Source organism: Fictibacillus enclensis, from assembly GCF_001457035.1.
Classification (GTDB): Bacteria; Bacillota; Bacilli; order Bacillales; family Fictibacillaceae; genus Fictibacillus_C; species Fictibacillus_C enclensis.
Map to the genome: position 1 here is coordinate 1 of NZ_KQ758623.1, position 22530 is coordinate 22530.

Consider the following 22530-nt stretch of genomic DNA (forward strand, 5'->3'; position numbering starts at 1 on the left):
GCGCCGATGGTAGTTGGGGGCTTCCCCCTGTTAGAGTAGGACGTTGCCGGGCAAAAATTAAGCACTGTTGAGAAATCAGCGGTGCTTTTTTGTTTTGTCGAAAGATGAAAATGACGTGATATGCAAGTAAATCGTGTCGAACCGCAAGTATCCTAGCCACCAGGGGATCAGCAGAGCCTCAAATCCTCGAACCCTCCTGAGTTCCAGCTTTGCCCGCACAAAAAACCCCTCAATTAGTCCTTTTTCTTTTCAAAAAAACAAAATCTTGCCCCGAAAAGCTCCTGACTGGTCCCAAAAATTCATTACGATCCTGCGATTACTTCGCAACAGATCATTCGTGAGCTGCGGCATCCGCGGGTGATTGGGGCTGCGATTGTAGGAGCTGCATTTGCGGTAGCAGGAACACGTATGCAGGGGATTGCCCGGAACCCTTTGGCGGATGCAGGTATTTTAGGAATAAACGGAGGCTCCATGCTGGTCGTCGCACTCTGTTTTGCCTTTTTCCCTCATCTACCGTATTGGGGCGGTTCTGAGCATGTTATTTATTGCGCTTGGTTCGATGTCCCCCGGGGGGATGTCTCCGCTTAGACTTACAGTTTAAAGGATTTTCTTCCTCACGTGAAAGACGAGTTGAAAAATACAAAAAACTTGGGCCTGCAGCTAATCCTGATATGAAAGCCCTGCTTGCTTTAAAGCGCTCAGCTGTTTATATGGACGAAGAATATGGTGGAAAAGAACTTGACAAATTCAAAAAAAATTGCGCCTATTCATGTTTTTAACCTTGATGAAGGGACATGGAGCACCATTTGAAAAAAATAGGGAAACTTGTTAATCGTGAAAAACAGGCTAATGAATTTGTCGAAGATACGAGAAGGAAACAAAAGAAGTAAAAGGCTTAATCAAACAAGAACTTGGAAAAAACAGCAGGGCAATGGCGATTCGTGTAACCGCCAAAGAGCTGCGTGTATTTGGCACCGCTCGTCCCATGGGGCCCCTTTCTATTTGATGATTTAGGGCTTACTCCTGCAAATGGGGTTAAAAAAGTGGATGCCAGCCAGCCATATCAAGTAATCTCCCAGGAGGTGCTGCCTGGTTTTGATGCAGATGCAATTTTTGTCGTAGTGAATCAGGACGATCAATCAAAAACCGATCAATCAAAACCGCCTTTAAGCAGATGGAAAACTCTGCGATCTGGAAAGGGTTAAAAGCAGTAAAAAACAAACATGTTTATGTGATTCCCGATCAGCCGTGGCTTGATTATTCGGCGATAGGCAATAGATGGCGATGGACCAGGCAAAAAAATCTTTTCCAAGCAATAGGTTGTTTCAGTAGAAGTCCCGGCGGTATTTTTGAGGGGCTTCTTTTTTTAATCCTTCAAAAAGGAACGATTAACAGGAAAAATATCGGGTAATACTGTGAGAGAAATACCTTGTTCCCCTATGAGGCAGAAAGTATTCATTAGTTGCATAAAACCTGGGAAACGGACTATAATATATACATATAGTCAAAGATAGTCAAAGTCAGAGGGGAGGGTAGCAGGTTGAGAAATATCTCAGACATTATTGAAGAATATTTGAAGCAGGTCCTTGCAGGTTCGAATGATAAATTTATTGAAATCAAACGGACGGATATTGCTGAAAAATTCCAGTGTGTCCCTTCCCAGATCAACTATGTTATTAATACACGATTCACCGTAGAAAAAGGATTTGTTGTGGAAAGCAAACGGGGGGGCGGGGGATATATCCGCATTATTAAGGTCAAAACAGAAAATTACGTCCACCTGATTGACCAGCTGCTGCTTTTGATCAATGACCGCATTTCACAGGGGAATGCCGAAAATGTGGTGCTGCGGCTGCTGGATGAACAGATCATATCGGAACGCGAGGCGAGAATTATGCTGAGTGTCATTGACCGCACTGTTCTTCAAGTGTTAGACCTTCCTGAGCGTGATCAATTGAGAGCCGAATTATTAAAAGGCATGATTCGGACGCTAAAATTTAGAACCAGATAACGTTGTATCACATTTATTAATAGGGGAGGAGAATAAAATGTTTTGCCAGGATTGCCATGAACGGCCTGCCACTTTGCACTTTACAAAGATTGTAAACGGACAGAAAACAGAATTTCATATTTGTGAGCATTGTGCAAAAGAAAAAGGAGAATTCCTTCCAGGGTCGAATACATTCTCTATTCATCAGCTGCTTTCCGGACTTCTTTACGGAGATCCGGCGATATCGGGAACAGCTTCTCCGGGACTTTCTCAGCAATCAGTTCTGGTGTGCCCGAAATGCGGCATGACATATCAACAGTTTGCCAAAATTGGCCGTTTTGGATGCAGCCATTGCTACGAAGTATTTGACTCCAAGCTTGATCCAATTTTAAAGCGGGTGCACGGAGGAAATACAAAGCATGAGGGGAAAATTCCAAAGCGGATTGGCAGCGGACTTCAGGAAAAACGGGAATTGGAGAATTTAAAGAAATCGATGCAACAGTATATCCTGAGTGAGGAATTCGAAAAAGCTGCTGAAACCCGTGATAAGATCCGGCTTTTAGAGAAGCAAAAGCATCAGGAAAAGGGGGAATAGAGCGTGTCACTTGAACATTTTATAAGTGAAGCCATCAGTCCCTGGATGAAGGAAGAAGGACCTGATTCTGATATTGTGCTAAGCAGCAGGATCCGGCTCGCCCGAAACCTGGAAAATTATAATTTCCCGGATTTTGCTTCCAAAGAAGAATCTGAAACCGTGATTCGTAAATTACACGAAGCGAATGGGGACCAGGAGTTCGGAAATTGGGGCGAATTTGAAATTCTTTCACTGGATCAGCTAAAACCCCTGGCAAAAAGGGTATTGGTAGAAAAGCACCTTATCAGCCCTCATCTTGCCGAACAATCCAAATATGGAGCGGTCATGCTGAATGAGGATGAATCGGTAAGCATTATGATCAACGAAGAAGATCATTTGCGAATTCAGTGCCTGTTTGCAGGCTTCCAGCTGAAAGAAGCGTTAAAGCTTGCCGGAGAACTGGATGACTGGCTTGAAGAAAAAGTGGATTATGCGTTCGACGAAGAAAGAGGCTACCTAACAAGCTGTCCGACCAATGTTGGAACGGGGCTTAGAGCTTCTGTTATGATGCATCTTCCGGCTTTGGTTATTACCAAACAAATAAGCCGCATTATTCCGGCCATCAACCAGCTGGGGCTGGTGGTGAGAGGAATATATGGAGAGGGAACAGAAGCTCAGGGAAATGTGTTCCAAATTTCCAATCAAATTACGCTTGGGAAATCGGAAGAAGATATCGTTGAAGATTTGCGTGGCGTTGTCCTCCAATTGATCCAGCAGGAAAGGGCCGCGCGAAACAATCTCCAGCAGGGATTGAAAATTCAACTGGAAGACCGAATCTTCAGGTCATATGGCGTCTTGGCCAACAGCCGGATCATCCAGTCGAAGGAAGCGGCGCAATGCCTATCCGATGTAAGGCTGGGAATAGATCTGGGAGTGATCCAGGGGATTTCCCGATCGATATTAAATGAGTTAATGATACTTACACAACCGGGCTTTTTACAGCAGTATGCCAATGAAATGTTAAATCCGGATGAGCGTGATATCCTTCGGGCCGCGCTGATCCGGGAAAGAGTTGAACTTGAAGAAGCTTAAAATCCGAATGGGAGTGTGAATGATTATGATGTTTGGTCGATTTACAGAACGAGCTCAAAAAGTACTTGCGCTGGCACAGGAAGAAGCCATCCGTCTTGGCCACAATAATGTTGGAACGGAGCACATTCTGCTTGGCTTAATCCGCGAAGGAGAAGGAATTGCTGCTAAAGCGCTCCATGTCCTCGGACTCGGTCCTGAGAAAATCCAAAAAGAAGTGGAAACACTGATTGGACGCGGTCAGGAATCCGTGCAAACCATCCATTACACTCCAAGGGCAAAAAAGGTGATTGAACTGTCAATGGATGAAGCGAGAAAGCTCGGACATTCTTATGTGGGAACAGAACATATTCTTTTGGGTCTGATTCGTGAGGGAGAAGGAGTAGCAGCCCGTGTACTTAACAATTTGGGCGTCAGCCTGAACAAAGCCCGCCAGCAGGTGCTTCAGCTCCTTGGAAGCAATGAAGCATCCTCCAACCACAGAGGGGCTTCCACCAATGCCAATACACCGACTCTGGACAGTCTTGCGAGAGACTTGACCGCAATCGCCAAGGATGGCAGCCTGGATCCGGTCATCGGCCGATCTAAGGAAATCCAGAGAGTCATTGAGGTGTTGAGCCGCAGAACAAAAAACAACCCGGTTCTGATCGGTGAGCCCGGTGTAGGTAAAACAGCGATCGCCGAAGGCCTTGCCCAGCAAATCATCAACAATGAGGTACCTGAAACCCTTCGTGATAAAAGGGTAATGACATTGGATATGGGAACAGTGGTTGCGGGAACAAAATACCGCGGCGAATTTGAAGACCGTCTGAAGAAGGTGATGGATGAAATCCGCCAGGCCGGAAATATCATTCTTTTCATTGATGAACTTCATACCTTGATCGGGGCAGGCGGGGCAGAAGGCGCAATTGATGCCTCCAATATCTTAAAACCTGCGCTTGCACGCGGTGAACTCCAATGTATCGGTGCTACCACGCTTGACGAGTACCGTAAATACATTGAGAAGGATGCAGCGCTTGAACGCCGATTCCAACCGATTACGGTGAACGAACCGACGAAAGAAGAGAGCACACAGATTCTTCAGGGTCTGCGCGACCGTTATGAAGCCCACCACCGTGTGACCATTACGGATGATGCGATTGAAGCAGCGGTCACCTTGTCCGACCGTTACATTTCCGACCGCTTCCTTCCTGATAAAGCGATCGATCTCATTGACGAGGCCGCATCCAAAGTGAGACTTCGTTCCTATACCGCGCCGCCAAATCTGAAAGAGCTTGAACTTAAGCTTGAAGAAGTGCGCAAGGAAAAAGACGCCGCGGTTCAAAGCCAGGAGTTCGAAAAAGCAGCGTCACTCCGGGATACAGAGCAGCGTCTGCGTGAAGAACTGGAGAAAACCAAGAACGTATGGAAAGAAAAGCAGGGTCAGGAAAACACCGAAGTGACTCCGGAAGACATCGCTCAAGTGGTGTCCAGCTGGACGGGAGTACCGGTTTCCAAACTGGCTGAAGAAGAGACCGAGCGCCTCTTGAAATTGGAGGAAATCCTTCATAACCGGGTAATTGGTCAGCACGAAGCCGTCCAATCGATTTCAAAAGCCATCCGCCGTGCACGCGCCGGACTAAAAGATCCGAAGCGTCCGATCGGTTCCTTCATTTTCCTTGGACCGACTGGGGTTGGTAAGACGGAATTGGCCCGTGCCGTGGCTGAATCCCTCTTTGGTGACGAAGATGCAATTATTCGCATCGACATGTCCGAGTATATGGAAAAACACACGACTTCCCGATTGGTCGGTTCACCTCCAGGATACGTTGGACACGAAGAAGGCGGACAGCTGACTGAAAAAGTTCGCCGCAAGCCTTACTCTGTTATCCTGCTGGATGAGATTGAAAAAGCGCATCCTGAAGTATTTAACATTTTGCTGCAAGTGCTTGAAGATGGCCGCTTAACCGACTCAAAAGGGCGTACCGTGGACTTCCGAAACACGGTCGTCATCATGACGTCCAATGTCGGTGCAAGCACGCTCAAACGCAACAGCTCACTCGGATTCACTGTTCATACAGAAGATCAACAATACAACGACATGAAAACGAAAGTGATGGCTGAGCTGAAAAAGGCGTTCCGCCCAGAGTTCTTGAACCGTATCGATGAGATCATTGTGTTCCATTCCCTTGAGAAAACACATCTCAAGCAGATCGTTACACTGATGGCAGAATCCTTGATCAACCGTCTCAAAGATCAGGGCATTGAAATTGAGCTTACCGATGCTGCATTAGATAAGATTACGGATGAAGGTTATGATCCGGATTATGGAGCACGTCCACTGCGCCGCGCATTACAGCGTAAAATCGAAGACCGGTTATCGGAAGAGCTGTTACGAGGAAACATCAGCAAAGGCAACACGGTCAAAATCGATGTCGACAATAACGACTTTGTTGTAGAGACCGTCGGAGCTTCTTCATAATCGTCAGGATCGTTTTGACAGAACCCGGGAGACATACATGTCTTCCGGGTTTTTTTCCATGATATTTGCGATTTGCCAGAATTCTAAATGTCCCCAATGGAAAGAGGGGTATGATGTTTGCTAAAATAAAGACATAGAGATAAAAAGAAAGAAATTGTATACTGTCAGACGACAGTTGAACATAGAGGAGAACGTAATGGCCAAAAACAAATCTGTTTTTATGTGCCAGGAATGTGGTTATGAATCACCTAAATGGATGGGGAAATGCCCGGGCTGCCACCAATGGAACACCATGGTGGAAGAAGTCATCAAGAAAGATACCCCAACCAGGGGGTTATCCACCTCTTCCTCATCCGGCACACAGCAAAAACCCCAATCCATTGTTTCTGTAAAAAGCGAGCAGGAGCCGCGGATCAATACGCATACTGCAGAACTGAACCGTGTACTCGGAGGCGGCATTGTACCAGGTTCACTCGTATTGGTTGGCGGTGACCCCGGTATCGGAAAGTCTACCCTTCTTTTGCAAACCTCTGCTAAATTGGCAGAGCACGGGCAAAAGGTGCTGTATATTTCAGGAGAGGAGTCCGTCAAGCAGACGAAGCTTCGTTCGGACCGCCTGGATATAGCGGCCGAAGAGCTGTTTGTTTTGGCAGAGACGGACCTCGATCTGATTGAAAAAGCGGTGAACGAAATTAATCCGTCGGTTGTGATCATTGACTCCATTCAGACGGTTTACCGGCCGGAAGTGACAAGTGCTCCGGGCAGTGTTTCCCAGGTGAGAGAATGTACTTCGCATTTTATGCGGATCGCCAAAACGAAGGGCATTGCTATTTTTATCGTGGGCCATGTGACAAAAGAAGGGGCCATCGCCGGCCCGAGGATGCTTGAGCACATGGTGGATGCTGTGCTTTACTTTGAAGGAGAGCGCCATCATACGTACCGGATCTTACGGGCGGTTAAAAACCGCTTCGGCTCAACTAATGAAATCGGCGTATTTGAAATGAAGGAGCTGGGCCTTGCTGAGGTGCTCAATCCGTCGGAAATTTTCCTGGAGGAACGTTCGAAAGGCGTAGCGGGATCAACTGTTGTTGCCTCATTAGAAGGAACCAGGCCCATGCTTGTAGAAATACAGGCATTAGTATCTCCTACAAGTTTTGGAAATCCAAGAAGGATGGCTACCGGCATTGACCACAACCGTGTTTCGCTTCTGATGGCGGTTCTTGAAAAAAGGGTCGGCCTTTTGCTTCAAAACCAGGATGCTTACCTGAATGTTGCTGGAGGAGTAAGGCTGGATGAGCCGGCTGTTGACCTTTCGGTGGCTGTAAGCATCGCTTCGAGCTTTCGGGATGCGCCCACACGCCCAACTGATGTGATCATTGGCGAGGTGGGATTAACAGGCGAGGTCCGGCGGGTATCGAGGATTGACCAGCGGATCCATGAAGCAGCCAAGCTGGGCTTTGAGAGGGCCATCATTCCGGATAAAAACCTTGGGGGCTGGACGATCCCTAATGGAATTGAGGTTATCGGTGTGTCTACTGTCGAAGAGACATTGCACTATACTTTGGGAGGATAACGTATGGATCATATTCTAAAAGAAGCAATCATCAGCAACATGCTGCAGCTTGTTGCGCCGGGAACGCCCCTCAGAGAGGGTATAGACAATGTGCTCCGTGCCAACACCGGCGGCCTCATTGTTGTCGGTTATAATGATAAAGTCACTCAGCTCGTTGATGGAGGGTTCTCTATCAACTGTAAATATTCTCCTGCATCTCTGTATGAGCTGGCCAAAATGGATGGAGCCATCATCCTGAGCGAGGATGCATCACGCATCCTGTACGCCAATACACAGCTTGTACCGGATACCTCCATTCCTTCCACGGAAACGGGAATTCGGCACCGAACGGCTGAACGGGTGGCCCGCCAGACAGGGAACCTTGTCATTTCCATCTCGCAGCGCCGAAATGTCATCACGCTCTATCAGGGTGTGATCCGCTACTCGCTGAAAGATATTGGTGTTATTTTAACGAAGGCCAATCAGGCGATCCAAACGCTTGAAAAATACAAAGTTGTGTTTGACCAGAGTGTTACCAACCTCGGCGCCCTGGAATTTGAAGAACTGGTGACGTTCCAGGAGGTATCCCAGGTCATTCATCGTATTGAAATGGTTCTAAGAATAAAGAATGAAATCATAAAATATGTTAATGAGTTAGGCGTCGAGGGAAGATTAATACGGATGCAGATGGAAGAACTTGTCGCAAACATTGAAGATGAGGCTGTTCTTCTGATCAAGGATTATGTAAAAGACAGAAAGCACGACCCGGCTCATATTCTGCGGCAGCTGAAGAAACTGTCGAGTGATGAACTGTTTGACGAGAATGTCATTGTTAAACTGCTGGGACATTCGCCTTCCGCTAATGTGCAGGAGGAAACGGTTCATCCGCGCGGCTACAGGATCCTTTCAAAGATTCCAAGACTTCCAACTCTGATTGTAGAGAATTTGATCGGCACGTTCGACAGTCTTCCGAGCATTCTCCGGGCTTCCATCAAAGAACTGGATGAAGTGGAAGGCATCGGGGAAATTCGCGCCAAGAAAATTAAGGAAGGGCTGAAACGGATTCAGGAGCAGCTTTTTGTAGACAGGCATATTTAAATGACGAAAATTTTATGGAAATTCTCACACGAACACGTTTCAAAACAGACTTTCTGTAAATAATGGTTAAGGGAGGTGAAATGCATGCTAAAAAGGTTTGTACAGCTATTTTTTGTTGTTGTTGGCGGCATGCTTGGTTTTATCTATGTCCCTGACATTATCCGTATATTGAATTTGGGTGATTTGCCCAGCGAATTAACGTCTTCTTATGCGGGAGCGGTCTTAGGGGCACTTATATTCTTTTTATCTACATTTTGGGTAACAGATTACATCGTTGGGCTGATTCGATGGGTGGAAGAAACCGTCGTTAAAGCACCGGTCACGGATGTACTCTTTGGAACAATCGGACTTATATTTGGACTTATAGTAGCGTTTTTTGTGCAACTTCCGCTTAACAACATCAATATCGTGGTCTTTAGTTCTGTTCTTCCTATCTTTCTTACCCTTTTGCTCGGGTATCTCGGATTTCAGGTGGGCTTTAAAAAGCGGGACGAACTCATCGCGCTTTTTTCCATTAACCGGGCCGGAAAAGAACGAAAAAAGGATGCTGAAGAAGAAAAGCTGAAAGGGAAGTACAAAATTCTGGATACCAGTGTCATTATTGACGGCAGGGTAGCCGATATTTGCCAGACTGGCTTTTTGGAAGGTCCGCTGATTATTCCCCGTTTTGTACTGGAAGAGCTTCAGCACATTGCTGATTCCTCTGATGTCCTGAAACGAAACAGAGGAAGGCGGGGGCTGGATATCCTGAACCGCATCCAAAAAGAGCTTTCGATCAAGGTTGAAATTTACGAAGGAGACTTTGAAGAGGTCAGCGAGGTTGACAGCAAATTGGTGAAACTCGCCCAGCTGCTGTCTGGTGTCGTTGTAACCAATGATTTTAACCTGAACAAGGTTTGTGAGCTTCAAAATGTGTTAGTATTGAACATAAATGATCTTGCCAACGCGGTAAAACCTGTCGTTCTTCCGGGTGAAGAATTAATCGTGCAGGTGATCAAGGACGGCAAGGAACACAATCAGGGAGTCGGCTATTTGGATGACGGCACGATGATCGTAGTCGAAGAAGGCAGAAATTACATTGGCAAGACGATTGATGTCTTGGTTACCAGTGTGTTGCAGACATCTGCCGGACGTATGATTTTTGCGAAGCCGAAACTGCTGGAAAAAGCATTATAACTACAAGCTTACAGGAGAGCTGATTTCTCTGTATGCAGTCTAGAGTGGTGGAGAAGGTTGTTGGAGTATAGCATGGTAATCCCTGCAGCGGGACAGGGGAAAAGGATGAATGCAGGCAAGAACAAACAATGGATCGAGCTGAAGGGAAAGCCGCTGATTGCCCATACGCTGTCCGTCTTTGAGGAAGATCCATGGTGCCGTGAAATTATCCTCGTCGTGAACGAGGCGGAGCAGCATCAATTTCATGAGGCGGTGGACCGTTTTTCTTTTCAAAAGGTCACCAAGATTGTTCGTGGCGGAGCGGAGCGTCAGCACAGTGTATTTGAAGGACTGAAGGCAGTGGCGGAAACGGATCTTGCGTTGATTCATGATGGTGCCCGTCCTTTTGTCCAGCAAGACAGCATCCATAAACTCGTGGTTAAAGCAAATGAAACAGGAGCCGCTATTCTGGCGGTTCCGTTAAAAGATACGGTGAAAAAAGCAAAGGGCGAAACCGTGACGGAAACGATAGACCGTGCGAGCTTGTGGGCTGTCCAAACACCACAAGCTTTTCGTCTGCCTGTCGTTTTACAGGCCCACCAAATAGCGGCGGAATCGGGCTATCTCGGCACCGATGACGCCAGCCTGGTGGAGCAGACAGGGTACCCGGTTTCCATCATTGAGGGAGATTATTTAAATATTAAATTAACGACCGTACACGATCTTATTTTTGCCAATGCGATTTTGGAACAAAGGGAGAGAGAAACATATGATTCGAGTGGGACAAGGCTATGATGTGCACCAGCTGGTGGAAGGGCGGCCACTGATTATCGGGGGAATCACGATTCCTTCTGAAAAAGGCCTGCTTGGCCACTCTGATGCGGATGTGCTTTTGCATGCCGTTACGGACGCGTTGCTCGGTGCTGCTGGAGAAGGGGACATCGGCCAGCATTTTCCGGACACAGATGAAGCATTTAAAGATGCCGATTCCAAAAAACTTCTTCAGGAGTCATGGGAGATAGTGAAGCAAAAGGGATACGAACTTAACAATGTGGATTGCACCATCATTGCTCAAAAGCCAAAAATGGCGCCATACATCGAGGAAATGCGTAATGTCATTGCCAGAATTTTTGGAGCAGAAACTGACCAGATCAATGTAAAGGCGACGACAACCGAGAAGCTAGGCTTTACGGGCCGCAGTGAGGGCATTGCTGCCAACGCAGTAATCCTTATTACCAAAAAGTAGACGAAAGTGGTACAATGAACAAAGCATAAAAATGAACGAGGTGGACGTAAAATGTCAAACGACGTAAGGGTAAGGTATGCGCCAAGCCCAACAGGACATTTACATATAGGGAATGCAAGAACGGCGCTGTTTAATTATTTGTTTGCCCGTCATCATAACGGTAAATTGATCATCCGTATTGAAGACACAGACCAAAAGCGAAATATCAAGGGCGGAGTGGAAAGCCAGTTAACGTATTTAAAATGGCTGGGCATGGACTGGGATGAAAGCATTGATATCGGTGGAGAGTACGGTCCATACACTCAAATGGAGCGCCTGGACATCTATAAAGAGCATTATCAGGATTTGCTTGACCGCGGTTTGGCTTATCCATGCTATTGTACAGAAGAGGAGCTTGAAGCTTCACGCGACGAGCAGGTAGCACGAAATGAAACGCCGCATTATTCCGGAAAGTGCCGTCATCTTACTGAGGATCAGCGCAAGGCGCTTGAAGCGGAAGGACGAAAGCCGAGCATTCGTTTTGCTGTGCCGGCAGACCACACCTATGCATTTTCCGATATGGTAAAAGGTGATGTTTCATTCGATTCCAATGGGATCGGGGATTATGTCATTGTGAAAAAAGATGGCATCCCAACGTATAACTTTGCGGTGGCCATCGATGATCATTTGATGAAGATTTCGCATGTACTGCGCGGGGATGATCATATCTCCAACACACCAAAACAGCTGATGGTTTATGAAGCATTCGGCTGGGAACCACCGGTGTTTGGCCACATGACACTGATTTTTAACGAAAATCGCAAAAAGCTCAGCAAGCGTGACGAGTCGATCATTCAGTTCATTGAACAGTATGAACAGCTCGGCTATATTCCTGAAGCGTTGTTTAACTTTATTGCACTGCTTGGCTGGTCTCCAGTTGGAGAGGAAGAAATTTTTACCAAGGATGAGTTCATCGAAATTTTTGATGCTTCCCGCCTTTCCAAAGCTCCGGCTATTTTTGACAAGCAGAAACTGCTTTGGGTAAACAACCAGTACATGAAAAAGCAAGACCTGGAAACGGTCATTGAGCTTACGATTCCGCATCTGGTGGAAGCCGGACGCTTAAAAGAAGACATGTCAGCAGAGGACCGTGAGTGGGCAGCCAAGCTTGTAGCTCTTTATCAAGAAAAACTCAGCTACGGCGCTGAAATCGTTGAGCAGACCGACGTGTTCTTCAAGAAACAGATTGAATATGAAGAAGAAGCACTTGAAGTGCTGAAAGGCGAAACCGTTCCTGAAGTTGTCGCTTCCTTCAAAGGGCACGTTGAAGCGATCACCGATTTCTCTGCAGAAGAAGTAAAGGCTGCGATCAAGGCAACCCAAAAGGAAACAAAGCAAAAAGGGAAAAATCTCTTTATGCCAATCCGCGTAGCAACCACAGGTCAAACGCACGGACCGGACCTTCCGCAGGCCATTTCCCTGTTCGGAAAAGAAGAGATCCTGAAACGCCTGGATCATACGGCAGCGCACCTTGCATAAATTTATCAGGCAAAATTAGTTAACATTTTGCCCGCAATGTAATATATTAAAAGAAATTAATTACAGCGACAGCAAGGATGAGGAGAGTAAGTTTCTCATTTTCATATTAGAGAGAACCACCTTGGCTGAAAGTGGTTTATGAAAAAGGAAACTGAAGTGCACCTCGGAGCCTTTTATCGAACCAATAGTAGATAAAAGCGGCCCTCCACGTTACGGAGTACAAGGGAAGAGCAAAAATACTGAATTTCCTCGTTGTTTTCGTATTTTTGTTGTTAAACAGAGTGGAACCGCGCCAAAAGCGTCTCTGTGCATATGCACAGAGACGCTTTTTTATATGCCCATGGGCGGGTTCCACGGGGTTTACAAGCGGAAATGGAAGATTTACCGGCGGAAATGAAGTAAATACAGGGCATAACAAAGGATTTAACCGCCGAAATCGCGCATTTACCCGCCAAAACAGGATTATGGTCAACTAGAAGGCAAAGGTTAGCCGTTTCAGCTTTTCTTGATCCAGCTTCAACGGCCAAAAGCTCGGTCGTTTCACTATTTCACCACAACACAAAAAGCGTGTTGCCATTCAAGAGTTCCAACGCCTGCCGCTTTTTAACGGCCCGTTTCAGCTTTTCTTAACTAAGGGGGGATTTCCATGTGGAAGCGCATGAGGGAGGATATACAGGCAGTTTTTGATAATGATCCGGCGGCACGAAGCAAGCTGGAGGTCATTTTAACGTATTCGGGCGTGCATGCGGTCTGGGCCCACCGGGTGGCTCACAAGTTGTTTAGGCACAATTTCTTGTTTCTCGCCCGTCTGGTTTCACAGATCAGCCGCTTTTTTACAGGAATTGAAATTCATCCGGGTGCGCAGATCGGGCGCCGGTTGTTTATAGATCATGGGATGGGTGTAGTTATTGGAGAAACGTGTATTATCGGAAATAATGTTACATTGTATCAGGGAGTAACACTTGGTGGTACTGGTAAGGAAAAAGGAAAACGGCATCCGACACTTGAGGACCATGCATTGGTTGCTTCGGGAGCTAAAGTATTGGGATCCATCACAATTGGGAAACATTCTAAGATAGGGGCCGGTTCGGTTGTTCTTCGGGATGTGCCACCGAACTCGACAGTAGTAGGGATTCCCGGTCGGGTCGTTGTACAGGATGGCGTGAAGGTCGGCCAGGAGCTGGATCACTGCAATCTTCCGGATCCGGTGGCTGCCCAATTCCGCGAACTGCAGGCGGAGATTGAAAGATTGCAGGAAGATATGGAACGTTTACGAAAGGGAAGTGAAGTGCGATGAGCTTAGTGATTTATAATACGTTAACCCGTCAAAAAGAGGTATTTAAACCCCTTGAGGAAGGGAAAGTAAAAATGTATGTATGCGGACCGACCGTTTACAACTACATTCATATCGGAAATGCCCGTCCGGCCATCGTATTTGATACGGTAAGACGCTACCTTGAATACCGCGGCTATGACGTGAATTTTATTTCCAATTTTACCGATGTGGACGATAAACTCATTAGGACGGCTAAAGAGCTCGGTACCGATGTTCCCACAGTAGCAGAACGTTTTATTAACTCGTATCATGAAGATGTTTGCGCGCTTGGTGTCCAGGAAGCGGACTATCATCCAAGAGTAACCGAGACCATGCCGGAAATTATCGATTTTATCAGCAAGCTGGTTGAAAAAGGCTACGCTTATGAAGCAAAAGGCGATGTGTATTTTAAAACACGAGCCTTTGACGGATATGGCAAGCTTTCACATCAATCAATTGATGATCTTCGTTCCGGGGCACGGATTGAAGTAGGCGACATCAAGAAGGACCCTCTAGATTTTGCACTGTGGAAATCAGCCAAAGAGGGAGAAATCTCATGGGAGAGCCCATGGGGGAAAGGCCGTCCGGGCTGGCACATCGAGTGCTCGGCCATGGCGAAAAAGTACCTTGGGGATTCCATTGACATTCATGGAGGAGGCCAGGATTTAACCTTCCCTCACCACGAGAATGAAATCGCCCAGTCAGAAGCGCTAAATGAAGCGCCGATGGCAAAATATTGGATGCATAACGGGTATATTAATATCAATAACGAAAAGATGTCCAAATCACTCGGGAACTTCGTGCTTGTTCACGATATGATTAAAGAGTTCGACCCGCAGGTGATCCGCTTTTTCATGATGGCCGTTCATTATCGCAACCCGATCAACTTTAGTAATGAATTGCTTCAAAGTGCCGAGGTCAGCTTGAACCGGATTCGTACGGCTTATGGAAATCTGAAGCACCGCCTGGAAGTCAGCGCGGATCTTGCTTCTGATGCCGAGCAATGGAACGAAAAAATAGAGCAATTCAAACAAAGCTTCATCACTGAAATGGATGATGACTTCAATACCGCAAACGCCATTGCAGTCCTGTTTGATATGGCAAGAGAGGCGAATGTGTACTTGCAGTCAGAAAACACCTCAACCGCGGTGCTTGCCAAATTTATCGGTCTTTTCGAAGAGCTTGCCGGAGTGCTTGGCCTGACGCTGACAGAAGAGAAAGAGCTGCTGGACGAAGACATTGAAGCGCTCATTGAAGAGCGGAACAACGCCAGGAGAGAACGCAATTTCGCCCGGGCGGATGAAATTCGTGACCAGCTGCGCGACCTGAATATCGTATTGGAAGATACGCCGCAGGGTGTTCGCTGGAAGAGGCAGTAAATGAGCAAACAAATCACTAATGCTGATGTTAAACAATTAAATGGAATGACCCTTGCGTATATGGGAGATGCCGTGCTGGAAACGTTTGTGCGGCATCACCTCATTCATTCAGGGCAGGTGAAACCGAACAAACTCCATACCCTTGCCACCAAGTATGTATCTGCGAAAGCGCAGGCATCGGTCGTTAAACGGCTGCTTGAAGAGGGCTTTTTTGATGAAGAAGAAACTGCTGTCATCATGCGGGGCAGAAACGCAAACCAAGGGTCAGTCCCAAAAAACACAGATGTCCAAACGTACCGGTACGGGACAGGCTTTGAAGCCATTATTGGCTATCACCATTTGTTGGGCCGAGAGGAACGGCTGGATATGATTTTTGAAAAAGTAGTGTCTTTCGTTGAACAGGCGGAAGAGGGAGGAAAATAATGAGCGAAGAATTTATTATCGGAAGAAACCCTGTACTCGAAGTGCTGCGTTCAGGAAGAGATATCAATAAAATTTTTGTGGGAGAAGGCTCTCAAAAAGGGCCAGTGAGCCAGGTCATACACATGGCCAAAGAAAATAATGTGCTTGTTCAGTTCGTTCCGAAAAAAAAGCTGGATTTGCTGAGTGATGGAGGAAACCACCAGGGTGTCATTGCGGCAGTAGCGGCTTATGAATATTCAGAGATCGACGATTTATTTCAAAAAGCGGAAGAAAAGGGAGAAGATCCTTTTTTCATTATTCTGGATGAAATCGAGGATCCCCACAATTTGGGCTCGATCATCAGAACGGCTGACGCGGTCGGAGCCCATGGCGTCATTATTCCCAAACGGCGGGCGGTAGGGCTTACGGCGGCTGTTGCCAAAGCCTCCACGGGAGCCATTGAATATATCCCGGTTGTTCGTGTGACGAATATTGTTCAAACGATGAAGGAATTGAAGGAGCGCGGCCTTTGGTTTGTGGGAGCCGACATGAAAGGGCAAGAAGACTACAGGGAAGCCAAGCTGGATTTGCCGATCGGCCTTGTCATTGGAAGTGAGGGCAAGGGGATGGGCCGCCTGGTGAAGGATACATGCGACTTTCTTGTACGGCTGCCGATGGAAGGGAAGGTTACTTCTCTTAATGCATCAGTGGCAGCAGGCCTGCTCTTATACGAGGTTTACCGCAAACGCCATCCGCAATCATCATAATGGAAAACATCCTGATCGTTGACGGATACAATGTGATTGGAGCCTGGCCGGAGCTGAGATCCCTGAAAGACTTGGATTTTGCGAAGGCCAGGGATATTCTCATTGAAAAAATGGCAGAATATCAGGCATTTACCGGATACAGAGTGATCGTGGTCTTTGACGCTCACTTGGTGCCGGGCATTGAAAAGAAATCAAAGAACTATAAGGTTGAAGTCATTTTTACAAGAGAGAATGAAACCGCAGATGAACGGATTGAGAAACTGGCTTCGGAGTTTAAGAATGTGAATACCCGGATTTTCGTAGCGACTTCGGACTATACCGAACAATGGGTAGTTTTTGCTAAGGGGGCTCTTCGAAAGTCTTCCAGGGAACTGAAAATCGAGATGGAGGATATCGAAAAGCGGATTGACCGAAAAGTAAAGTCGGCCAGGGGACGCAACTTCTCGAGTATCTCTTTGTCTGAAGAAATCGCTGAAATATTCGAAAAATGGAGAAGAGGACAAAAATAAACAATCTTGACGCAATTTCCTGCCATGCTGTATAATATTGTTATATTTTGCCTTGCATTCAGGCGCTGACCGGGGGGATTGTCGTGAGCATTTACCTCAAAGAAATGACGGTTCTGGATTATGAACAGATCGAAGACGAAAGTCTGGTAGAACATGTCCATGTAGGAGACAGTGCCGCGTTGGAATTTTTGATTAACAAATACAAAAATTTTGTGCGCGCAAAAGCAAGGTCCTATTTTCTAATCGGTGCTGACCGGGAAGATATTATCCAGGAAGGCATGATCGGCCTTTATAAAGCCATCAGAGATTATAAAGAGGACAAGCTTTCATCCTTTAAGGCTTTTGCCGAACTGTGCATCACACGGCAAATGATAACGGCCATCAAAACCGCAACAAGGCAAAAACACATACCGCTGAATTCGTATGTCTCGCTGGACAAGCCGATTTATGATGAAGAATCGGACAGGACATTGATGGATGTGATATGCGGAACAAAGGTAACCGATCCGGAAGAACTCATCATTAACCAGGAAGAGTTCGATGATATCGAGCTGAAAATGGGTGAGATATTAAGCGATCTCGAACGGAAAGTGCTGATGCTCTACCTGGATGGAAGGTCATATTAGGAAATATCCATTGACCTGGACAGGCATGTCAAGTCGATAGACAATGCACTTCAGCGTGTAAAAAGAAAACTTGAACGATATCTTGAATTACGGGAAATAACATTATAAGCAGGGGGGCTACCCCTGTTTTTCTTTTTGTATTCATAAGGCCGGTTGCTGCCGCCAGAGCCGTTCCGACCTTTATTGACAAGCCTTTTGCCCTGTGATAATGTGGTAAAAGTAATATAGATATCGTGGATGAGTGGGTCTAAACAGCACGGAAGGTGTTATTATGCGAAAAAAAGTTATTTTAGCCTGCGATCAATGCAGCAGCCGAAATTATACCACCATGAAAAACCAGGCAGCAAATCCTGAACGTATCGAGGTTAAGAAATTTTGCAGTCATTGCAATGCACACACTACCCACAAAGAAACGAAATAAGATGCCGGCTTGCCGGCTGTTTGCACATATATTAACTTTTAGCTAATGGGGGTAACATGATGGCTGACATTGCAGAAAAAACAAGAAAGTCTCCTGCAAAGTTTTTATCCGACGTTAAGAAGGAAATGAAGAAAGTTAGCTGGCCGAAGCGGGATGAATTGATTCGCTATACAACGGTTACGATCGGTACTGTTATAGTGATGGCGCTCTTCTTCTGGGTAGTTGACCTAGGCATTTCAAAACTTGTTGAACTCATTGTTGACTAATTTGTTTATATAGAAAGATAACTGGATACACTGCTTAGAGTATATCCGCTTAGGAGGGAAAGGACACGGGTTGTCCCGATAAATATGGAAAAAAACTGGTATGTCGTTCATACGTATTCAGGGTATGAAAACAAAGTGAAAACGAACCTGGAAAAGCGCGTGGAATCAATGGGGATGTCGGACAAGATCTTCCGTGTGCTCGTTCCTGTCGAAGAAGAAACGGAAGTAAAGAACGGCAAAACAAAAACAGCCATGAAAAAGGTTTTCCCTGGTTATGTTTTGACTGAAATGGTCATGACTGACGATTCATGGTATGTAGTTCGAAATACCCCGGGTGTTACAGGATTCGTAGGATCTGCAGGAGCGGGTTCCAAACCAACTCCGCTTTTGCCTGAAGAGGTTGAACACATCCTTAAAGGCATGGGTATGGAAGAGCCTCGCATCGAAGTGGACTTTGAGCTTAAGGAAGCGGTGAAAGTGAAGGAAGGTCCGTTTGCTGACTTTGTGGGTACGATTGAAGAGATCGATCCGACCAAGCGGAAACTTAAGGTTCATGTCAACATGTTTGGCCGTGAAACGCCGGTTGAATTGGATTTCAACCAGGTCGTCAAGCTCTAGTTTCAAAGTAATTTTAAAAACGCTTGAAATCCAACTTAAAAAGTGATAGACTTTTTAATGTTTGATATTTCTAAACAACTGCTTTCTCCTAAGCATGGGGGAAGCGTATTTTTGAGTGGGAGGGTATTGCACCCATATACCACATCACGGACTTAAGGAGGTGTGTCGCGTGGCTAAAAAGGTTATTAAAATGGTAAAGCTTCAGATCCCTGCTGGTAAAGCAAATCCGGCACCACCGGTTGGACCTGCATTAGGACAAGCTGGTGTTAACATCATGGGATTCTGTAAAGAGTTCAACGCTCGTACTGCTGATCAAGCTGGTTTAATTATCCCGGTTGAAATCACGGTTTTTGAAGACCGTTCATTTACATTCATTACTAAAACCCCTCCAGCTGCTGTACTTCTAAAAGTAGCTGCTGGTATCGAGTCTGGTTCTGGTGAGCCAAACAAGAAAAAGGTTGCAACTGTAAAACGTGATAAAGTTCGCGAAATTGCAGAATCAAAAATGCCTGACCTAAACGCTGCAAACGTTGAGTCTGCAATGCGTATGGTTGAAGGTACAGCACGCAGCATGGGAATTGTTATCGAAGACTAATCCTGATGCGTCAAACGGGTTGCGAGTAAAGGAGACATCCTACCGGTAAAACGGTTCGCAACCTTTATTAATGAAACAAAGCCTGAAAGCACCGGCGTTTAATTCCGGTGCCAGAGAGGCGCAGCGGCCCTCAAAATCTCGGGTGGCCGTTTAAGTGGGAGGTATATCCGCTAAACCACATAAGGGAGGAAATTTTTACAATGGCTAAAAAAGGTAAGAAATACCAAGAAGCGGCTAAATTAGTAGACCGCCAAAAAGCTTATGAGGCTACTGAAGCGATTGAGCTTGTAAAAAAGACTGCAACAGCTAAGTTTGACGAGTCTGTTGAAGTAGCAGTACGTCTTGGGGTGGACCCTAAGAAAGCGGACCAACAAATCCGTGGTGCTGTCGTGCTACCGCACGGTACTGGTAAAACTCAACGTGTATTAGTATTCGCTAAAGGCGAAAAAGCAAAAGAAGCAGAAGCTGCCGGAGCTGACTTCGTAGGCGATACTGACTACATCAACAAAATCCAACAAGGATGGTTCGACTTCGACGTAATCGTGGCAACACCTGACATGATGGCTGAAGTTGGTCGCCTTGGACGTGTATTAGGACCTAAAGGCTTAATGCCAAACCCTAAAACAGGTACTGTAACTTTTGAAGTTGAAAAAGCGGTTAACGATATTAAAGCAGGTAAAGTGGAATACCGTGTTGACAAAGCCGGTAACATTCACGTGCCGATCGGGAAAGTTTCTTTCGAAGACAACAAATTGTCCGAGAACCTTGGAACAATCATCGATACGCTTATTAAAGTTAAGCCAGCTGCTGCAAAGGGTACTTATATCCGCAACGTAGCGATCTCTTCTACAATGGGACCTGGAATTAAAGTTAACCCGTCTAACTTTTCTCTTAAAAAATAGTTGACAAACATTTTTTAAACTGATATAGTTTGGAATGTTGAAAATAAATATCTATGTCATGCCGTAGACAGCAGGGGCTTTATGCTTAATCATCCTGCCGAGGTGTGTAGCACAGAATACATCAATTTTTAATTGCTTGATTTCTGAAACTACGCCTTCATGTCTAACATGAAGGCTTTTCTTATGGCTACGGTATGAAGATGACTAGACTATTCTACAGGAGGTGTAAGGATGAGCAGCATTATTGAAACTAAGAAGCAGTTGGTTTCTGACATCGCTGGACAATTGCGCGAGAGCAAATCAACAATTCTTGTTGACTATCGTGGTTTGACTGTAGCGGCAGTAACTGAGCTTCGTAAACAACTTCGTGAAGCTGGAATCGAGTTTAAAGTTTACAAAAACTCAATGACTCGGCGTGCAGCTGACGAAACCGGCTTATCTGAGATTAACGAGCATTTGGTTGGACCTACAGCGATTGCATTCAGCAATGACGATGTAGTGGCTCCGGCTAAAATCCTTAACAACTTTGCTAAGGAACACGACGCTCTTGAAATCAAAGCTGGTGTAATTGAAGGCCGTATCGCAACACTTGAGGAAGTTAAAGCTCTTGCGGATCTTCCATCACGCGAAGGACTTCTTTCTATGGTACTCAGCGTGCTTCAAGCGCCAATCCGCAACTTTGCGTTGGTTACTAAAGCCGTTGCTGAACAAAAAGAAGAACAAGGCGCATAAGCCTTTCGTTTTAAATCAAATAAGATTTAACTAACTAAGGAGGAAATTATAATGTCTAAAGAAATCATTGAAAGCCTAAAAAGCATGACAGTTTTAGAACTTAACGACCTAGTTAAGGCAATTGAAGAAGAGTTTGGTGTAACTGCTGCAGCTCCTGTAGCTGTTGCTGGTGGAGCTGCTGGTGCAGACGCTGCTGCTGAGCAAACTGAATTTGATGTAGTTCTTACAAGCGCTGGCGCTTCTAAGATCAAAGTTATCAAAGTAGTTCGTGAGCTTACTGGACTTGGTCTTAAAGAAGCTAAAGAACTAGTTGACGGCGCTCCAAGCAATGTTAAAGAAGGCGTTGCTAAAGAAGAAGCTGAAGAAGTCAAAGCTAAACTTGAAGAAGCTGGAGCTTCTGTAGAAGTTAAGTAATTTTAAATCTAAAAAAGGTTCGCCAACAGGCGGGCCTTTTTATTTGAAATCATTTGGGTAATACTGATACCAGGAATTCCTTTGGATGAAAGGGAGAAAAACATGAGTGGCCATTATTATTCAGAAAATCCTGATGCAAAAAGCAATCCGAAAACCTGGACGTTTGTTCTGAGAGACCGCGAATTGAAATTCACATCGGATGCCGGTGTGTTCTCCAAAAAAGAAGTCGATTTTGGGAGCAGGCTGCTGATCGAGGAATTTGTCTTTCCGAAAATCGGTGGAGATTGTTTGGATGTGGGCTGCGGGTATGGTCCGATTGGGCTTGCGCTCGCCAAAGAAGATGAAAGCCGTCAATTATTGATGGTGGATGTGAACGAACGGGCGCTCGAGTTGACCCGGGAAAACGCAAGGAAAAATGGAATCTCCAATATTGAGGTGCGAAAGAGTAATCTTTTTGACAATGTGCAGGAGTCGGAATTTGCAGCTATACTCACCAATCCGCCCATCCGTGCAGGGAAAAAGGTTGTTCATCAGCTTTTTGAAGATTCCTACGGGAAATTGCAAAGCAATGGAGAGCTGTGGGTTGTGATTCAAAAGAAGCAGGGAGCTCCTTCTGCCATCGAGAAACTGAAGGGAGTTTTCGACGAGGTGGAAATTGTTTCCAAGAACAAAGGATATTATATTATTCGCGCAAAAAAACATTGACTCTGCCTATGCTCTATGCTATTATTGTAAAATGCCAATGAATTCACATTTTCTGCCTTTGTGCTCAAATGCAGAAAAAACCTCGATATAACAACTATTTCTAGGTATATCAAGAGAAGAAATTGGACAAAATTATATAATCTGTTGCTCGATTGAAATTGTGGTTTTGTAAGAAAACCCTTTTTCTTTTTGTCTT

23 protein-coding genes, 3 pseudogenes and 2 other annotated features are annotated in these 22530 nt (G+C 45.7%); all 26 genes and pseudogenes read left to right on the forward strand.

The window, feature by feature from the left end; all coding sequences use genetic code 11:
• Positions 1-303: 303 nt before the first annotated feature.
• Positions 304-598: pseudogene (locus AS030_RS23275) on the forward strand (iron chelate uptake ABC transporter family permease subunit); the annotation flags it as partial.
• Positions 598-1332: pseudogene (locus tag AS030_RS24475) on the forward strand (ABC transporter substrate-binding protein); the annotation flags it as partial. The pseudogenes AS030_RS23275 and AS030_RS24475, both read left to right, overlap by 1 nt.
• Before the next feature lie 208 nt (positions 1333-1540).
• Positions 1541-2011: a CtsR family transcriptional regulator gene (locus tag AS030_RS21535; RefSeq protein ID WP_061975615.1), complete on the forward strand. Its 471-nt coding sequence runs from the start codon at positions 1541-1543 to the stop codon at positions 2009-2011.
• 37 nt (positions 2012-2048) lie between these two features.
• Complete coding sequence (locus tag AS030_RS21540; RefSeq protein ID WP_061975617.1) at positions 2049-2585, forward strand: protein-arginine kinase activator protein McsA; 537 nt, start codon at positions 2049-2051, stop codon at positions 2583-2585.
• A 45-nt stretch (positions 2586-2630) separates the two neighbouring features.
• A complete protein-coding gene (locus AS030_RS21545; RefSeq protein WP_420889667.1) occupies positions 2631-3656 on the forward strand; it encodes a protein-arginine kinase McsB in 1026 nt (341 codons plus the stop codon).
• Positions 3657-3681: 25 nt separating this feature from the next.
• On the forward strand, positions 3682-6114 hold the full coding sequence (gene clpC / locus AS030_RS21550; protein ID WP_061975767.1) for an ATP-dependent protease ATP-binding subunit ClpC: 2433 nt from the start codon (positions 3682-3684) through the stop codon (positions 6112-6114).
• Between the two features lie 196 nt (positions 6115-6310).
• Positions 6311-7687: a DNA repair protein RadA gene (gene radA / locus AS030_RS21555; RefSeq protein ID WP_061975621.1), complete on the forward strand. Its 1377-nt coding sequence runs from the start codon at positions 6311-6313 to the stop codon at positions 7685-7687.
• A gap of 3 nt (positions 7688-7690) precedes the next feature.
• Positions 7691-8764 carry a DNA integrity scanning diadenylate cyclase DisA gene (gene disA / locus AS030_RS21560; RefSeq protein WP_061975624.1) on the forward strand — a complete coding sequence of 358 codons (1074 nt, stop codon included), beginning with the start codon at positions 7691-7693 and terminating at the stop codon, positions 8762-8764.
• 84 nt (positions 8765-8848) lie between these two features.
• Positions 8849-9940: a PIN/TRAM domain-containing protein gene (locus AS030_RS21565; protein WP_061975626.1), complete on the forward strand. Its 1092-nt coding sequence runs from the start codon at positions 8849-8851 to the stop codon at positions 9938-9940.
• A 60-nt stretch (positions 9941-10000) separates the two neighbouring features.
• The gene (gene ispD, locus AS030_RS21570) at positions 10001-10714 is read left to right on the forward strand and encodes a 2-C-methyl-D-erythritol 4-phosphate cytidylyltransferase (protein WP_061975628.1); all 714 of its coding nucleotides are present in this window, start codon (positions 10001-10003) and stop codon (positions 10712-10714) included.
• Positions 10689-11165, forward strand: a complete 477-nt coding sequence (gene ispF / locus AS030_RS21575; RefSeq protein WP_061975630.1) for a 2-C-methyl-D-erythritol 2,4-cyclodiphosphate synthase — start codon at positions 10689-10691, stop codon at positions 11163-11165. The genes ispD and ispF overlap by 26 nt, the downstream gene beginning before the upstream one ends.
• Before the next feature lie 51 nt (positions 11166-11216).
• Positions 11217-12683, forward strand: coding sequence for a glutamate--tRNA ligase (gene gltX / locus AS030_RS21580; protein WP_061975632.1), 1467 nt, complete (start codon positions 11217-11219; stop codon positions 12681-12683).
• Positions 12684-12748: 65 nt separating this feature from the next.
• Positions 12749-12992 (forward strand) — a binding site (T-box leader).
• A gap of 337 nt (positions 12993-13329) precedes the next feature.
• On the forward strand, positions 13330-13980 hold the full coding sequence (epsC, locus tag AS030_RS21585; protein ID WP_061975634.1) for a serine O-acetyltransferase EpsC: 651 nt from the start codon (positions 13330-13332) through the stop codon (positions 13978-13980).
• The gene (gene cysS, locus AS030_RS21590) at positions 13977-15377 is read left to right on the forward strand and encodes a cysteine--tRNA ligase (protein ID WP_061975636.1); all 1401 of its coding nucleotides are present in this window, start codon (positions 13977-13979) and stop codon (positions 15375-15377) included. The genes epsC and cysS overlap by 4 nt, the downstream gene beginning before the upstream one ends.
• Positions 15378-15800, forward strand: a complete 423-nt coding sequence (locus tag AS030_RS21595; RefSeq protein ID WP_061975638.1) for a Mini-ribonuclease 3 — start codon at positions 15378-15380, stop codon at positions 15798-15800.
• Positions 15800-16546, forward strand: coding sequence for a 23S rRNA (guanosine(2251)-2'-O)-methyltransferase RlmB (gene rlmB, locus AS030_RS21600; protein WP_061975640.1), 747 nt, complete (start codon positions 15800-15802; stop codon positions 16544-16546). The genes AS030_RS21595 and rlmB overlap by 1 nt, the downstream gene beginning before the upstream one ends.
• Positions 16546-17055, forward strand: a complete 510-nt coding sequence (locus tag AS030_RS21605) for an NYN domain-containing protein (protein ID WP_061975642.1) — start codon at positions 16546-16548, stop codon at positions 17053-17055. Before rlmB ends, AS030_RS21605 begins: the two co-directional genes overlap by 1 nt.
• 104 nt (positions 17056-17159) lie before the next feature.
• Positions 17160-17789, forward strand: a pseudogene (gene sigH / locus AS030_RS21610) (RNA polymerase sporulation sigma factor SigH).
• A gap of 163 nt (positions 17790-17952) precedes the next feature.
• Positions 17953-18102, forward strand: a complete 150-nt coding sequence (gene rpmG, locus AS030_RS23280; protein WP_074440646.1) for a 50S ribosomal protein L33 — start codon at positions 17953-17955, stop codon at positions 18100-18102.
• Positions 18103-18161: 59 nt separating this feature from the next.
• A complete protein-coding gene (gene secE, locus AS030_RS21615) occupies positions 18162-18368 on the forward strand; it encodes a preprotein translocase subunit SecE (RefSeq protein ID WP_061975644.1) in 207 nt (68 codons plus the stop codon).
• Between the two features lie 84 nt (positions 18369-18452).
• Positions 18453-18986, forward strand: a complete 534-nt coding sequence (nusG, locus tag AS030_RS21620; protein ID WP_061975646.1) for a transcription termination/antitermination protein NusG — start codon at positions 18453-18455, stop codon at positions 18984-18986.
• A 169-nt stretch (positions 18987-19155) separates the two neighbouring features.
• On the forward strand, positions 19156-19581 hold the full coding sequence (rplK, locus tag AS030_RS21625) for a 50S ribosomal protein L11 (RefSeq protein ID WP_053356210.1): 426 nt from the start codon (positions 19156-19158) through the stop codon (positions 19579-19581).
• A 200-nt stretch (positions 19582-19781) separates the two neighbouring features.
• The gene (gene rplA / locus AS030_RS21630; RefSeq protein ID WP_061975648.1) at positions 19782-20483 is read left to right on the forward strand and encodes a 50S ribosomal protein L1; all 702 of its coding nucleotides are present in this window, start codon (positions 19782-19784) and stop codon (positions 20481-20483) included.
• Positions 20484-20526: 43 nt separating this feature from the next.
• Positions 20527-20674 (forward strand) — a sequence feature (ribosomal protein L10 leader region).
• A 40-nt stretch (positions 20675-20714) separates the two neighbouring features.
• Positions 20715-21215, forward strand: a complete 501-nt coding sequence (gene rplJ / locus AS030_RS21635; RefSeq protein ID WP_061975650.1) for a 50S ribosomal protein L10 — start codon at positions 20715-20717, stop codon at positions 21213-21215.
• A gap of 51 nt (positions 21216-21266) precedes the next feature.
• A complete protein-coding gene (rplL, locus tag AS030_RS21640; protein ID WP_061975652.1) occupies positions 21267-21629 on the forward strand; it encodes a 50S ribosomal protein L7/L12 in 363 nt (120 codons plus the stop codon).
• A 102-nt stretch (positions 21630-21731) separates the two neighbouring features.
• Complete coding sequence (locus AS030_RS21645; protein ID WP_061975654.1) at positions 21732-22334, forward strand: class I SAM-dependent methyltransferase; 603 nt, start codon at positions 21732-21734, stop codon at positions 22332-22334.
• Positions 22335-22530 lie beyond the last annotated feature (196 nt).